General features: G+C 71.9%; 11 protein-coding genes. 5 read left to right on the top strand and 6 right to left on the bottom strand.

Annotated elements, in window-relative coordinates:
- The first annotated feature begins 30 nt into the window (after positions 1-30).
- Genes A4R43_RS07870 through A4R43_RS07860 form a run of 3 tightly spaced genes read left to right on the top strand, consistent with a single transcriptional unit; the run spans position 31 to position 4,833 of the window.
- On the top strand, positions 31-1,827 hold the full coding sequence (locus A4R43_RS07870; protein WP_113691710.1) for an ABC transporter ATP-binding protein: 1,797 nt from the start codon (positions 31-33) through the stop codon (positions 1,825-1,827).
- Positions 1,824-3,575, top strand: a complete 1,752-nt coding sequence (locus A4R43_RS07865) for an ABC transporter ATP-binding protein (RefSeq protein ID WP_236808833.1) — start codon at positions 1,824-1,826, stop codon at positions 3,573-3,575. Before A4R43_RS07870 ends, A4R43_RS07865 begins: the two co-directional genes overlap by 4 nt.
- A 19-nt stretch (positions 3,576-3,594) precedes the next feature.
- Positions 3,595-4,833, top strand: a complete 1,239-nt coding sequence (locus A4R43_RS07860) for a TetR/AcrR family transcriptional regulator (RefSeq protein ID WP_113691709.1) — start codon at positions 3,595-3,597, stop codon at positions 4,831-4,833.
- Positions 4,834-4,839: 6 nt separating this feature from the next.
- Here A4R43_RS07860 and A4R43_RS07855 read toward each other — a convergent pair whose 3' ends face one another.
- The 3 genes from A4R43_RS07855 to A4R43_RS07845 all read right to left on the bottom strand — a co-directional run bounded on the left by A4R43_RS07855 (position 4,840) and on the right by A4R43_RS07845 (position 7,734).
- Complete coding sequence (locus A4R43_RS07855) at positions 4,840-5,886, bottom strand: quercetin 2,3-dioxygenase (RefSeq protein ID WP_205215266.1); 1,047 nt, start codon at positions 5,884-5,886, stop codon at positions 4,840-4,842.
- A complete protein-coding gene (locus A4R43_RS07850) occupies positions 5,883-6,785 on the bottom strand; it encodes an alpha/beta hydrolase (protein WP_113697418.1) in 903 nt (300 codons plus the stop codon). The genes A4R43_RS07855 and A4R43_RS07850 overlap by 4 nt, the downstream gene beginning before the upstream one ends.
- 79 nt (positions 6,786-6,864) lie before the next feature.
- Positions 6,865-7,734, bottom strand: coding sequence for a LysR family transcriptional regulator (locus A4R43_RS07845; protein WP_113691708.1), 870 nt, complete (start codon positions 7,732-7,734; stop codon positions 6,865-6,867).
- A 68-nt stretch (positions 7,735-7,802) separates the two neighbouring features.
- Between A4R43_RS07845 and A4R43_RS07840 the strand changes: the two genes are divergently transcribed.
- The gene (locus A4R43_RS07840; protein ID WP_113691707.1) at positions 7,803-8,387 is read left to right on the top strand and encodes a CGNR zinc finger domain-containing protein; all 585 of its coding nucleotides are present in this window, start codon (positions 7,803-7,805) and stop codon (positions 8,385-8,387) included.
- Positions 8,384-8,818, top strand: coding sequence for a protein-tyrosine phosphatase family protein (locus A4R43_RS07835; RefSeq protein WP_113691706.1), 435 nt, complete (start codon positions 8,384-8,386; stop codon positions 8,816-8,818). Before A4R43_RS07840 ends, A4R43_RS07835 begins: the two co-directional genes overlap by 4 nt.
- Before the next feature lie 12 nt (positions 8,819-8,830).
- Here A4R43_RS07835 and A4R43_RS07830 read toward each other — a convergent pair whose 3' ends face one another.
- The 3 genes from A4R43_RS07830 to A4R43_RS07820 form a co-directional block, all read right to left on the bottom strand.
- The gene (locus A4R43_RS07830) at positions 8,831-9,418 is read right to left on the bottom strand and encodes an L-2-amino-thiazoline-4-carboxylic acid hydrolase (protein ID WP_113691705.1); all 588 of its coding nucleotides are present in this window, start codon (positions 9,416-9,418) and stop codon (positions 8,831-8,833) included.
- A gap of 100 nt (positions 9,419-9,518) precedes the next feature.
- Positions 9,519-10,016 (bottom strand): DinB family protein, encoded by a 498-nt coding sequence (locus tag A4R43_RS07825; protein WP_113691704.1) that lies wholly within the window; start codon positions 10,014-10,016, stop codon positions 9,519-9,521.
- A 208-nt stretch (positions 10,017-10,224) separates the two neighbouring features.
- Complete coding sequence (locus A4R43_RS07820; protein WP_236808832.1) at positions 10,225-15,321, bottom strand: RHS repeat-associated core domain-containing protein; 5,097 nt, start codon at positions 15,319-15,321, stop codon at positions 10,225-10,227.

Below are 15,321 nucleotides of genomic sequence, written 5' to 3'. Positions count from 1 at the left end.
AGTCGGCGCCAACGTCGGAAGGGGCACGGCATGACGGCGGTCGCGGAACGCGGAACCGAAGCGGCGAACAGCGCACGAACAAGCACTCCACCAGCACGGGAGGCCAGGCGGGCAGCCGAGGCGCTGGCCGAGCTGCGGCGCCCGGTGAGCTGGCGGATCCGGCTGGCCATGGCACTGGCCGCGGTCGGCGCGCTCGCCGCGCTGGTGCCGTTCGCCGCGCTCGCCGAACTGGCCGAGCTGCTGCTCGCACCCGGTCCGGTCGACCGGGACGCGGTGGTCACGGTGGCCTGGTTCGTGGTGGCCGGGATCGGGATCCGCGGCCTGCTGATCGGGCTCGCGCTGGCGATCACCCACTTCGCCGACGTCGATCTGCAGGCGGTGCTGCGGCGGCGCATCGTGCGGCGGTTGTCCGGGGTGCCGCTGGGCTGGTTCAGCGAGAACTCCTCCGGCGCCGTCCGCAAGGTGGCCCAGAACGACATCGCCGACCTGCACCACCTGGTCGCACACCACTCGGTGGACATGACCACCGCCGTGGTGCTGCCGCTGGGCGGGCTGGGTTACCTGTGCTGGCTGGACTGGCGGCTCGCGCTGCTCGCGGTCGGCACGCTGCCGTTCTTCGCCGCGGCCTACGCGTGGATGATGCGTGGTTACCACGAGAAGATGGCCGAAATGAACACCGCGCACGGGCGGATCAGCTCGGCGGTGGTCGAGTTCGTCAGCGGCATCGGCGTGGTCAAGGCGTTCGGCCGGGCCCGGCGGGCGCACGAGAGCTACCAGCGCGCGGCCGAGGCGTACGGCCGGTTCTTCGCCGACTGGGTGCGGCCGATGCTGCGCCTGGAGGCGATCAGCTCGATGCTGATCTCCGCGCCGGTCGTCGGACTGGTCAGCGCACTCGGCGTGGTCTGGTTTGTCAACCAGGGCTGGATCACGCCTGCCGAAGCACTGGCGGGCGTGCTGGTCGCGCTCGTCATCCCGACCACGGTCACGGCGCTCAGCTTCGGCGGCGAGGACCGGCGGGTCGCGGCCGCCGCGGCACTGCGGCTGCGTGGACTGCTCGACACCCCCGTGCTGCCCGTCGCCTCGCCCAGCCGGAAGCCCGCCGATCACCGCGTCACGCTCGACGACGTCCGGTTCAGCTACGACGGCAGCACCGACGTGCTGCGCGGGGTGAGCCTGGAACTGCGGCCGGGCACGGTGACCGCGCTGGTCGGCCCGTCCGGTTCCGGGAAGTCCACTTTGGCCACTCTGCTGCCGCGGTTCCACGACGTGACCGGCGGTGCGGTGCGCATCGGCGGGGTCGACGTCCGCGACATCGCGCCCGACGAGTTGTACCGGTGGATCGGGTTCGTGCTGCAGGACGTCGCGCTCGTGCACGGCACGGTCGCCGACAACATCCGCCTCGGCCGCCCCGACGCCGGGCACGACGAGGTGGTCGCCGCGGCCACCGCCGCCCAGATCCACCAGCGCATCACCGAGCTGCCCGGCGGCTACGACACCGTGGACGCCCAGTTCTCCGGCGGAGAGGCACAGCGGATCGCGATCGCCCGCGCGCTGCTGGCCGACACCCCGGTGCTCGTGCTGGACGAGGCGACCGCCTTCGCCGACCCCGAATCCGAGGCCGCCGTGCAGGACGCGCTGTCCGAACTCGCCGCGGGCCGGACGCTGCTGGTGATCGCCCACCGGCTGCGGACGATCGCGTCGGCCGACCAGATCGTCGTGCTCGACTGCGGGGTGGTCGCCGAGCGAGGCACGCACACCGAACTGCTCGCCGGTCACGGGCGCTACGCCGCCCTGTGGGCCGCCCAGGAAGAGGACTCGAACGAATGAACATCCGCCCGCTGCTGTCCGATCTCGCGGCCATTCTCGGCGACGGCCACCGCGCCAAGCTGCGTGGCTATCTGGCCTGGGTGCTCACCTTCGGCGTGCTGCAGGGCGTCGCCGCCGCGTTGCTGGTGCCGGTGCTGCGGCAGCTGCTCTCCGGTGAGCTGTCCGCGGCACTGGGCTGGCTCGGCGTGCTGGCGGTGGTCGTCGCCGCGGCCTGCGGTGCGCCCTACGTCCAGGCGATGAAGGCCTTCGAGGTCGCGCTCGGGGTGATCACCACCATGCACGAGCGGATCGGCGACCACGTGGGCGCGCTGCCGGTCGGCTGGTTCACCGGCGAGAAGATCGGCAGGCTGTCGCGGGTGGTCAGCAGCGGCACGGTGATGGTCGGCGGGCTGTTCGCCCACCTGCTCACCCCGCTGCTCGCCGGGGTGGTCACCCCCGCGACGATCGCGCTGGTCACCTTCGCCTTCGACTGGCGGCTCGCGGTCGCGATGCTGGTCTGCGCGCCCGTCCTGCACGTGCTGTTCACCTGGGCGGGCAAGCTGGTCGGCAAGGGCGAGGAACTGTCGGACGCGGCGGCGGTCACCGCGGCGAACCGGGTGGTCGAATTCGCCCGGCAGCAGCGGACCCTGCGTGCGTTCGGCCGCGGTGCCGAGGGGCACAAACCGCTCGACGACGCCATCACCGAGCAGCACACGGTCGGACGGCGTGCCATGTGGCTGTCCGTGCCGGGCATTCTCGCCGGTGGGTTCGGCACGCAGCTGGCGTTCACCGCGCTCATCGTCACCGGCGTGGTGCTGGCGCTCGGCGGCTCGGTCGATCCGGTGTCGCTGATCGCCGTGCTGGCGCTGGCCGCGAGGTTCACCGGGCCGCTCGCCGAGGTGTCCGCGTTGTCGGGCGCGGTCCGCATGGCGCACAACGACGTCCGCCGCATCACCGCCGTGCTGGCCGAGAAACCGCTCAGCGAGCCCGAAGTCCCCGCGCCGCTCCCCCGGCCCGGCGAGATCGAACTGGACGGCGTGTCCTTCGAATACACCACCGGGAAACCCGTGCTGCGCGACGTTTCGTTCACCGTGCCACCCCGCACGATGACCGCGCTGGTCGGCGCCTCCGGCTCCGGCAAGACCACGGTGACCCGGCTGATCGCGCGGTTCTGGGACGTCACCGGCGGCACCGTGCGCGTCGGCGGCGCCGACGTGCGCGACCAGCGCACCGAGGACCTGATGGCCCAGGTGGCGATGGTGTTCCAGGACGTCTACCTGTTCGACGACACCCTCGAAGCGAACATCCGCGTCGGCCGCGCCGACGCCACCGAAGCCGAGGTCCGCGAAGCCGGGCGGCTCGCCGGGGTGGACGAGATCGTCGCCCGGCTGCCGCGGGGCTGGGCCAGCCGGGTCGGCGAAGGCGGCACCTCGCTGTCCGGTGGTGAACGCCAGCGTGTGTCGATCGCCCGCGCGATCCTGAAGAACGCGCCCATCGTGCTGCTCGACGAGGCCACCGCGGCGCTCGACGCGGAGAACGAACGGTACGTGCGGGACGCGCTGCGCACCCTGATGAACCGATCGACGCTGCTGGTGATCGCCCACCGGCTGCCGACCGTGGTCGCCGCCGACCAGATCATCGTGCTGCACGACGGTGCCGTCGCCGAACGCGGCACGCACCCGGAACTGCTCGCCGCCGGCGGCCGGTACGCGGCGTTCTGGGCCGAGCGCAACCGGGCGAAGGGCTGGCGCCTGACCGTCGGCCGGTAGCGCCGGTAGCGTTGTCGGCGTGACCCCGAGGATCGGCCGCAAGACCGGCAGGCCACCATCGCTGACCAGGGACGACGTGGCCCGCGCCGCCATCGAGGAAGGCGTGGCCACGCTGAGCATGCCGTCCGTGGCGCGCCGCCTCGGGGTCGGCCACTCCACGCTCTACCACTACGTCCACGACCGCGACGACCTCGTGCTCGCCGCGCTCGACCTGGCGCTGCGCGAGGTCGACTGGCCCCCGGCGGAGCTGGGCTGGCGCGAACTGCTCACCGCGTGCGCCGACACGCTGTGGCAGTTCCTCCGCCAGCACCCCGGCACCGCCGAAGCGCTCCAGCGCGCGCCGAGGCAGCCGTCGGCCCTCACCGAACTGGCCACCGCCTACCTGGCGCGGCTCCAGGCCGAGGGCCTGACCGCGCACGACGCCACCACCGCGCTCGACGTCATCACCGACCTGGCCACCAGCACCGAAATCACCATCCGCGCCGCCTGGCAGGCCCTCGGCACCCCACGCGGCCAGCGCACCCTCGACGAAAGCGCGTCCCGGCTCGCGGAACTCACCGCCGATCACGGCCGCGCCTGGCTCGACGCCAAGCTCACCCTCATGCTCGACGCGCTCGCCGTCCGGCTCGGCGAGCCCGGCCAGGAACCCGCCGCCCCCGCCCCGAAGCACCTCGTCACGCCCGACCGGGCGGAGATCGTGGCCGCCGGTCGTGCCCTCGCCCGCCAGCGCGGCCTGGACGCGGCGACCATTCCCGCCGTCGCCGACGCGCTGGGCAGCACCACCACCGCACTGCGCCGCGAGATCGGTGACCGCGACGGCCTGGTGGTCGCCATGCTCGACGCCGTCGCCGCCGACATCGACGTGCCCCCACCGGCCACCGACCCGAAAACCGAACTGGTCGCGCTCGCGCTGGCCATTCACGACGCCCTGCGAGCCGATCCGTGGGCCGTGCCCGCGCTGGCCGTCGACGGGCTCGCCAGCCCGCTGATCCTGCCCGTGCTGGACCGCGTTTTCGCCGCGTTCCAGGCCGCGGGCGTGCCCACCGGCGAGGTCGCGGGTGCCAGCCGGGTGGTCTGGGAGCAGGTCTACGGCGCGGCGCTCGGTGCCGACCGTGGCAATGAGTTCAGCCGCCGCATGGTGCGCAGTGCGGAAGCACCGGCCGTCGCCGAAGTCGCGCACACCCCGATCGCCGGGCTCGACCGGGCCAGGCTCGGCATCACCGTCGTCGTCGAAGGCCTGCTCGACCGGCTCACCTGAGCGCCGTCAGAGCCCGGCGGCCCGCACCCGCTCCGGCGGTCCGCCGACCACCACGACGTCCAGGTCCGGATTGGCCGCCATGCCGCCCATCACCACCGACGGGTCGATCAGGCCTTCGGTGTGCACGTGGTCGCCGGTGGGCGCGCCGGTGACGTCGAAGAACGGCTCGAAGATGTCGGAGGTGAGCAGCCCGAGCAGCTGCGTGTTGTGCGCGGTGACCGCGAAGCTGTGCACGGTCCCGGCCGGGGCGTGCAGGAAGTCCCCGGCGGTCAGCAGGATCTCCTCGCCGTTGACCCACAGCCAGATCCGCCCGGACAGGCAGACGAAGTTCTCGGTGTGCCGCTGGTGGAAGTGCCGGATGATGTAGGGCTGCGGCGCGGCCAGGGTGTTCACCGCGAAGTACCGGCCACCGGTGTTCCGGCCACGCACCAGGAACGAGTTCACCGCGTCCGGCCAGCCCCGGCGATCCCCGGTGCGCGAGCGCAGGAAGTAGGCGTCGGCGCCGGACGGCAGGGTGTCGTCCCATTGCTCGCTCGCGGCGGCCTTCGGCAGGTCGTGGGGGACCGCGCCGTCCGGCAGCACCGGCCCGCCGATCTCGCCCGCCGAGTAGATGTGGTGTTCGACCGCGTTTCCCTTACCGGCCAACTCGTCCAGCGCGCCACCGGGTGCGGAATAACACAGCACCCGGGTGAGGTGGCTGAGCATCCGGTAGGCCACCGGTGTGCCCGGCGGCACGTGCACCGAATCACCCGGCACGAGCACGCGGCTCTCCCCCGGCAACCAGAACTGCGCGCTGCCCTCGAACACGTAGTAGGAACGCTGGTGCGCCGGGAAACTGTGGAACGGCACCTCCGCGCCACGCGGGCCGAGCACGAACGCCGCGTCGAACAGGCCGCCGGTGTCCCGGGTCCGGGCAATCACCGTCCACAGTAGACCGCCTTGTTCGAAACGCAGGCCCTCGCCGCTGGCGAGGTAGTACGGAACGGGCTCGCCGGGCAGTGAGTTGAGCACCGGCGCGAGGGTGTGCATCGCCTCGAGATCGGCTGGGATCACCGGTTTTCTCCTGTGGTGGACGGATTCCTGAGGTGCTTGCGGAAGAAGTTGTCGATGTCCGGGAAGCCGAACTCGACCGGCTTGTCGCCGTCGAGCGCCGTCCGGCGGACCGCGGACGCGGTGCTGAATGGCTCCGTAGCGGTGAGGAAGGCGTGCGGGTAGCTGTCGAGCAGGTACAGCTCGCTCGGCACACCACCCGCCACGAGCGCCGCGTGCAGCCGTTCGCTCTGCCGGTGCGAAACCAGCACGTCGCCGGTGCCGTGGGAAAGCTGGAACGGCGGTGCGTCAGCGGTGATCCAGGTCAGCGGGCTCGCTTGACGGGCCGCGTCGGGCCGGTCCACTGGATGTCCGCCGAGCAACCGTGCCTCCGGCGACGACTCCCCCGGCCTGCCCGCGGCCTCCGCGTCGGCGACCACCTCGGCGAGGTCCACCGGCGGATAGGCCGCGGCGACCGCGCGCACCGGCACGGCACCGGTCTCCCGCTCCCCCGGCACGGTGTCGAGCCGGCCGGTGAGCCCGGTGAGTGCGGCCAGGTGCCCGCCCGCCGACGCGCCCCACAGGCCGATCGCGTCCGGATCCAGGCCGTAGCGCGCGGAATTCACCCGCAGGAACCGGATCGCCGCCCGCACGTCGTGCCACTGGGCGGGGAACAACGCCTGCCCGGACAGCCGGTACTCGATGCTCGCCATCGCGCAGCCGGTCGCCAGCACACGCGGCGCCAGGTCGGGCGCCAGCTTCCGGTCGCCGGTGAACCAGCCACCGCCGTGCAGCCAGAGCACCACGGGCACCGGGCCGTCCGCACCGGGTGGGCGGTAGAGGTCGAGCACCAGGTCGCCGGTGTCGCGCCGGGCGAAGACCAGGCTGGGAGCACGCTGGACCGCTTCGGGGTGGGACGGCATGCCGTCCATCCTCGGGTCCACCGTGGACACACACCAGCGCGATTCTCCGGACGGCCGTTCGGCTGATCCGGATGATCGCTCAGTCCTCCCCGGTGGCGATCCGGGCGAACTCGTCCAGCGCGGCGGACCTGCGTTCCCGGCGCAGGTACAGATAGGTGGTCGCGGGCGGTGAGTCCGCGATCGGCACAAACGAGACCCCTGGCCGCGCGTAGGTTTCCGGCGCGGACTCCCCGGCGATGTTGACGCCCTGCCCGGCCCCGCACAGTTCCAGCACTTCCTCGAAGTTCCTGGCCACCGGCAGCAGCCGCGGCCCGGAGCCCTCCGCCGACAGCGCCGAGTACCAGCGCTCGGAAACCTCGTTGTCCTCCACCGAAATGAAGGTCTCCCCGGCCAGGTCGGCCAGCCGGACCGAACTCCGCCCGGCGAGCGGGTGCCCCGACGGCGTCACCAGCACACAGCCTTCCTCCCACAGCGGCACCGCTTCGAACGCGGGCGCCGGATTCCGCCCGATCTCGGCGACGAACGCGCAGTCCACCTCGCCCCCGGCCAGGGCGTCTGAGCAGCGGAGGAAGCCCAGTTGCCGGATCTGCCACCGCACGTGCGGCAGCCGACGCGCCGCGGTGGCCATGATGGCCCGGAACCTCGGGCTGGACACCATCAGGCCGACGCGGAGGCGCGGCTCGGCCACCTCGCCCTTGGCCCAGGTCACCACCTCGTCCATGGCTTCGAGCGCCTGCCTGGCCAGCGGCACCAGGTCGTGACCGTGCTCGGTGAGTTCGACGCTGCGGGAGGACCGGCGGAACAGCGGCCGGTGCAGCCGCCGCTCCAGCGACGAGATCTGCTCGCTCAGCGCGGAGGAGCTGACCTGCAACCGCGCGGCGGCGTGGCCGAAGTGCCGCTCCTCGGCGACAGCGAGAAAGCAGCGCAGGTGCTGGATGGTGAGGTCCACGAGGGGTGACGATAGCGCGTCCTGGTAATGGTTGTAAGATCACTTTTAGCCTTACGGGAAGGACGGGCGTGGACATCCCGCTGAACGACTACCCCACCGGCGCCGCCGTGGCGACGGATCTGGTCAACACCTCACCGACGGTCCGGCCGGACGGGGACGGCCTGCCCACGCCCGAAGCGCTCGCCGGCTTCCTGGCCGAGCACCACGTGTACCCGGACGCCGTCGCGGAGCGCGAGCCGACCGGCGAAGACCTCTTCGGCGTGCAGCTCCTGCGCCGCGAGGTGCGCGGCATTCTGGAGACCGAGACGGCCGACCAGGCCGTCGCGGGCGGGCACGTGCTCGCCCGCCGGGCCGCGCTCGGCCCGGTGCTGCGCCGGGACGGCGACGACCGGTGGCAGTGGCACGTGCCCACCGCACCCGGCGCCCCGCTCGCCGACGAACTGGCCGCGCTCTTCGGCGTCAGCCTGCTCGGTGTGGTCCGGGTGCTCGGCCACGACCGCTTCCGCGCCTGCGACGCCACCGGCTGCCGTGGCGTGTTCGCGGACACCAGCCGCGCGGGCCGCCGCCGCTACTGCACGCCGGACCGCTGCGGCAACCGCGTGAACGTCGCCAACCACCGTGCCCGTCAGCGTGCGGGGAGCGTGGCCCGATGAGCCTGCCCGGTAGTCTCCAGTTGCCGGACGGCTCGTGGGTCCGGGGACGTGGCCTCCGCCGCCCGCTGCCGCCCGGTCCGACACCGGATTTCGGCCTGTACCTGGGTTCCCGCCGCCTCCGCCGCGAGCACGACGCCGGGCTGCACTGGCCGCACACCTGGCTCCAGTGGCCGGACTTCTGGCTGCCCCGCGACCGCGACGCGGCCATCCGGGAGATCCGCGCCCTCCACGACCGGGCGCGCGCCGGCGAGGCGGTCGAGGTCGCCTGCGCGGGCGGTGTCGGCCGGACCGGCACCGTTCTCGCCTGCCTCGCCGTTCTCGCCGGCACCGACCCGGCGGACGCCGTGGCCTGGACCCGGCGGCACCACAGTCCGCGAGCCGTCGAAACGCCTTGGCAACGCCGATGGGTGCGCCGGTTCCCCAGGCCGTGAACCGCCTGCGGCTTAGGGCGAATCCGGCGTCACCCGGCGGAAGTGGAACGGGCAGGTCGCGCCGCCACGCGCGATCGTCGTCGGCCGCTCGAAGTCCACTCCGTGCCGGTCGCGGTCGATCGCGCTGATCCAGGCCGCGTCGAACTCGCAGAACACCGTGCCCAGTTCGGGCACGCCCGCGATTTCGAGCACCCGCACGTAGAAGCACCGGTGCACGTCGACGAGGTACCGCGAGGAGTCCTCGACCCGGCTGAACACGAAGTCGTCGCCGAAGTAGTTCTCCTCGCGGTCCTTGGAGAAGCCGGTGATCACGGTGAACGGATCGTCGGCGGCGTCCAGCGCGGCCTTGGTGCCGTCGTGCACGTAGGGCCGCATGGGCTCGTGGAACGCCTTGGCCACCAGCGACCGGGCCGCCGCCCGCGGCAACCGCCGCAGCAGCACCTGGTAGGCGCCCGCGACCAGCGCGGTCAACGGCAGGTGCGGGCTGGAGCCGCCGACGGCGGCCGTGATCCGCGCCGCCGCCGCGTCGACCTCGTCCAGCGGGGCGGACGGCGCGACGTGCTCGCGGAACAGGGCAATGAGCTGATCGTTTTCGTGCATGGGTGGTTGTTCCTCACGTTGTCCGTACCCGCGCACGCGCGGGACGGCCAGCACGCTCCAACCACCAACCTGGCGCTGACCAGGGTTTGCACTTACGGCGTCACACCTTACCCGACTGGGTTTGATCGAGTTGCTCGCGGAGGATGTCGCCGTGCCCGGCGTGCCGGGCGAACTCCTCGATCATCGCGAGCAGCGTGAACCGCAGGCTGATCGTGCCCTCGTCGGGGATTTCCCTGGTGTCGTCGAGGTCGAACCCGGCGGCGATCTCCCGTGACCGGCGGCTCGCGCGTTCGAACTCGGCGATCACGTCGGCCAGCGTTTCGTCGTCGCGGACGGCGAAGGTGCCCAGGTCGCGGGCGGCGTAACCGTCGCATTCGGACTCGCCGAGGCCGGCCCAGAACCGCTGGAACCAGATCCGTTCCGCGGCGGCGGCGTGCTTGAGCAGGGAAATCGGCGTGGTCAGCGAGGCGACCAGCCGACGGCGGGCGTCGGCTTCGGACAGCCCGCGGGCGGTCTCGATCAGCGCTTCGCGGTTGCGGTCGAGCGTGTTCTCGAGGAGCGTCCGCTCGGTTCCGCTGGTGATCCTGGTGGTGCTCATGGTTGTTCACTCCGTTTCGTGGGCATGCCGAACCACCCGTCCGGCCGGGACGGGTTGGGGGGTACTGCGACGGGTTCGCGGGCAGAACCGGTGCACCGCAACCGAACTCAGGCGCTGGGCAGACACCCTGACTCGCGCCGAGGCCGCCATCCTACGGCGACCCCGGCGATCAGGTCAACGGGCTTTCAGTAGCGCCGGCTCGACAGCACTAGTCGACGTCCATTGCGTCGAGGCGGTCGTTCAGGATGTCCCGGAACTCGTTGCGGCGGGCGGCCTTGGCCTCGGCCGCGTTGTACACGTTGCCGTCCGGGGTTTTCATTTCGCCGGTGACCGTGTCCAGCTTGGTGCCGGCGGGCGGGTACATCGGCATGGTGTTCAGCTTGTCCGGGTTGGCTGCCAGGTACGCCTTCGTGGCATCGCTCAGATCGTGCTTCCACTCCGCATTGAGCACCAGGTGGTCACGCAGTGACTGCTCGAATCCGTTGGTCGAGTTGGGGTACTTGTAGTCCTTGCTCAGCCCCACGTTGTACTCGGCCTCGAGCTTGTTCAGGTCCTCGCGAATGGTCTTGGCGTCCTTCTCGCCCCACTTCTTCGCCAGTTCCTCGTGGGACGGCAGGTTGTCCCGCATGTTGTTCAGCCAGCCGTCGGTGTTCTTCAGCGGCCCTTCGAACGAGCCCTGCATCTTCGAGTTGGCGTTGTGGCTCAACGGAGTCAGGTTGTCCGACGTGCCCGGCCCACCCAGGTTGTCGTTGCGCAGGTGGCCTCGGATGAACGGCTCGTCCCGTTTGGACAGTCCCATGTCGTCCATCTGCTTCTGCAGTTCCGGGTTGAGCTTCCCGTTGCGCGCGGCGTCGTTCAGCTCGATCACGTCGGTGTTCTCGCCCGGCTTCGGCTTGCTGCCCTGGTCGCCGTAGTTCTTGCTCCCGTCCAGGGTCTGCGGCTTGCTGTCCTCCAGCGCCCCGGCCTGCGACTGGGTCCGGCCGGTCGGGTGCTTCGGGCCGGTCGGGTTGTCGATCGAGTTCTGGTGCTGCCCGAACTTGCCCGGCGCCGCCGGCGGCGCGGAACCGGTGCCGCCCGCCGCGCCACCCTTGGCGGGCCTGCCGCCCATCGGGTTGAACCCGGGCCTCGGCCGCGGCTGCTTCTTGCACTTGCCACCACCGGAGCTGGGCGGACCGCTCTGCGTGGCCTGCTGGCCTTGCTGCGCGGCGTACTTCGCGGCCAGCCGGTCCGAACCGGACCCGCCGAAGCCGGTCAGGCCGAGCGGGTCCGAAGCCGTCAGCGGGTCCGCCACGTAGGTCAGCGGGTTCGGCGCCGGTTCGAGCCCGAGCGGGTCCGGCGAGAGGTAACGGCCGTTCGCCGGGTCGTAGTACCGGTAGACGTTGTAGTGCAGCCCGGTCTCGGTGTCGTGGTACTGACCGGGGAAGCGCAGCGGGGTCGCGTCGCCGTCGCCCGCGCGCACCAGGCCGAACAGGCTCGTGCGCAGCGGCCGCACCGCGCCGGTGTCCGCCGCGACCAGCTCGACCGGCGTGCCGACGTCGTCGGTGACCAGCGCCGCCAGCCGGGTGGTGCCGTCCGGCGCGGTGAACGCCTGCGCCACCGGCCGCTCGTCGTCGGGGTGGTGCACCCAGGTCAGCGTGCCCGCGGGCACCCCGCCCACCGTGTGCCGCGCCTCGACCAGCGCGTTGCCGTCCCAGGTGAACTCGACCTGCTCCGCGATCCCGCCCGCCGGGTCCAGCCGCTGCTTGGCCACGCGGCGGTCCAGCGCGTCGTACCGGTAACGCCACCGGCTGCCGTCCGGGGTGCGGACGCCGGTCAGGCGGTCCTGCACGTCCCAGGTGAAGGCCCAGGTCAGGGCGCCGCGTGCGGGGTCGGTGACGGTCCGCTGGACCAGCCTGCCCCGCGCGTCGTAGGCGTAGCGCACCGCGCCCGCGGCCCGCAGCTCGCCACCGGCGTACTGCCGCGGCCCGGCTTCCACCCCGGTTCCCGGCGACGACGAGATCAGGTTGCCGGTCACGTCGTAGGCGTAGCGCTCCACCCCGGCCGGGCTGTGCACCGCGGCGATCCGCCCCACCGGGTCGAACTCGTACCGCGCACCGCCCGCCGGGTCCACCCGCTCGGCGATGCTGCCGTCCGGGCGGCGGTGGTAACGCCGCTGCCCGGCGGGCGTGTGCTGCCCGGCCAGTCGCCCGGCGGGGTCGAACTCCTGCTGTACCAACAGGTTCGCCCCGGCGCTGACGGCCACCGGGCGTCCGGCGGCGTCCCGCTGGAAGCTCAGCGTGGCGCCCGCGACGGTCAGCGTGTCCAGGCCGTCCTGTCCGCGCACCCACTGAACGTCCACACCGGACGGTGTGCGCCGGGCGATGGCGGAACCGTCTTCGTAGGCGAAGGTGGTGGTGCGCCCGCCGGTGGTCTGCCGCACCACGCGGCCCTGCTCGTCGTGCTCCAGCACGAGTTCCACGTCGGTGCCGGTGGCGTGCACGAGCCTGCCCACCGGGTCGTAGCGGTAGCTCTCGGTGCCTCCGGCGCTGATGCGTTCGAGGAGGTTGCCCAGTGCGTCGTAGCGGTACTCGACGGTCTCCCCCGCCGGGTTCACCAGGCTCGTCAGCTGCCCGGCGGCGTCGTACGCGCAGCGCGTCACCCGGCCGTCGAAGTCACGCTGGGCCACCAGTCTGCCTTCGGCGTCGTAGGTGTACTCCCAGGTCTGCCCGGCGGGATTGGTCACGGCCAGCAGCCGCAGCTCGGTGTCGTAACGGCGCGTGGTGCGTGCCCCGGCGGCGTCGGTGGTGGCGGTGACGATGCCGAACGGGCCGTGCTCGGTCAGCTCCACCCGGTTCAGCGCGTCGGTGTGCGAAGCGACGTCGCCTTCACCGTCGTAAGTCCACTGCTGCCGAGCGCCGTCCGGGCCGATCGTCGCGCGCAGCTTCCCTTCGACGGTCCAGCTCAGCGTGGTCTGCCCAGCGGGCGTCCGCAGCACGCGTGCCCGGCCGAACAGGTCGAGTTCCGGCGCGACCGGCTCGGGACCGGGGTTCCGGCCTTCGTCCAGCGGCAGATTTTCGATGTCCTCGAACACCCCGAGCGGTTCGGTGTAGGGATCGGGTACCGGCGCGGTGTAGCGACGCCGGAACGCGCGGCCGTCCACGGTCACTTCGATGAGCAGCTCGGTGTCCGTGCGCTCGACGATCAGCACGCGGCTGCCGTCCGGACGACGCACCGCACGCAGGATCCCGGCTTCGTCGTGTTCGAACTCCGTCCGCCTGCCGAGCTGGTCCGACCGCGCCACCAGCAGGTTGTGCGGCCCCCATTCGCGGCGGACGACACCACCGAGCTTGTCGGTTTCGGCCAGCAGGTTCCCGGCCTCGTCGTACTCGAAGACCTTCTGGTGGCCCAGCGAGTCGGTGGTCGTGGTGCGGCCGTCGGCGTAGCTGAGCGAGCCGTCGAAGAAGCCCTGGTCGCCGACCGTGCGCACGCACCGGCCCGCGTGGTCGTAGAGGTAGCGGAACCAGGCGCCGTTGGTGTCGGTCCAGCCGAGCAGCCTGCCGTCCGCGTCGTGGTCGTAGAGCGTCGGGCGTGGCGTGGAGTTGGTGCGCCGCGCCAGGTGCCCGTACTGGTCGTAGTCGTAAGCGGCGACCGGCACGTCACCCGAATCCGACAGCGCGCGGACGGCACGGACCCGGCCGTCGGCGGTGTCGAAGGCGATCCGGGCACCGCCGGAATGCCGCAGCAGCACGGGAGCGCCGTCGGCGGCGCGGTCCAGCTCGACGAACTCGCCGTCCTCGGTGCGAACCTCGCGCAGCAGGTGCTCGTCGCCGACCCGGGTGAACCGGCGGTGCAGGCCGCGCCCGGGATCGGTGAGCACGTAGTCGGGGCCGTCGGCGTGCAGCAGGCGCAGCGGCCCGTACCGGGCGCTCACCTCGGTTCCCGGCACGGGCACCGGGAACAGCAGCTCCATCGCGTCCGCCGAGTGGTACCGCACCTGCCCGCCCGCGATCTCCAGCCGTTCGTCCACAAGGGACGCCCACGACCGGCCGAACCAGCGGCCCGCGCGGTAGGACGACACGTGGTTGCGGGTGATCAGCTCGCCGAGCGCGCCCGGCACCACCAGGTCGTCCTCGGTGAGCAGCACGTCGCCGGTCACCACGTCGATCGGGTCGAACTCGGTGGGCTTGCTCTGCTGCTCCCTGGTCTTCGCCGGGTCCTGGCCGTTGCCCTTGCCCGGGGCACCGCCCTTCGAGCCACCCTGGGCGCCCGACGGCGTGGTGGCCGGGCCGTCCAGCCCCCGGCTCGCCGGTGGCGGCTCCGGGGTGGGATTGGGCTTGGGCTGCGGAGGGCTCGGCGGCGGCTCGGTTTTCGCGCCGCTGGACGTGGTGGCGCCGTCGCCGTTGCTGTTGTTCGGCGGCGGGGATTTCGGCGTGTCCGGCGAGGAACTCGGCGAGGTGCTGCCACCGCCACCGCCGCCGTTGCTCTGGCCGGGCGGCGGTTTCGGGGTGGGCGGGGCATCGCTCGGCGTGGTGTCGGGGCCGGAGCGCACGGTGTCGGGCTTGTCGACCTTGCCGCCCTTGATGTTCTTCAGCGCCTGGGAGGCTTCACCGAAGGAATCGGTCAGCTTCTTCAACAGCGGCGACAGCTTGCGGATCGCGTCCACCAGCTTCTTGGTGATGTCGGCGATCTTCGCCGCGGTCTTGGCCACCGCCGCCACCACCTGCGGCACCACCCACGCCAACCCGATCCCCAGGGTGAACAACACCTGCAACGCCCAGCTGATCAGATGCCCGACCAACTCCGCGATGATGTCCCGCACCAGCGACCGCACCGCACCGACGACCTCACCCGCCGTACCGATCCCACTCGAAGCACCCTCGGCAGCCGACTGCGCCCCACTGATCAACGTCGCGGTATCAGCACCCCGCGTCCGATACGCATCCCCGGCCGGGCCGATCCAGGACGCCGTGTCCGCCTCGATCATCTTGGCCAGATCAGCACTGATCGAGGACAGCTCGGTGCCGACGTTCTTCCACGTCTCCGAATGCGCCTTGATCTCATCCGGGTTCCCGGTCAGCGCGTCCAGCGCATCCGACAACGGCCCGACATGCTCCATCAACCAGCCAACCCCGGCCGCCAAGATCGACCCGAACGGATCCATCGCCATGCCGAGGGCATCCAGCGCGGTCCCGGCGGCACCGAGCACTCCGGCCGCCCAGTCACCACTCTGGATCGCCTTGCTGGTCTCGTCGATCGACTCCAGGATCGGAATGCCCGAGATCGCCGTGGTCGAGTCCTGGACTTCGGCTACCAGCGGATTGCCCAC

It is taken from the genome of Amycolatopsis albispora (genome assembly GCF_003312875.1).
Taxonomy (GTDB): Bacteria; Actinomycetota; Actinomycetes; order Mycobacteriales; family Pseudonocardiaceae; genus Amycolatopsis; species Amycolatopsis albispora.
This window is presented reverse-complemented; position numbering and strand designations above follow the sequence as displayed.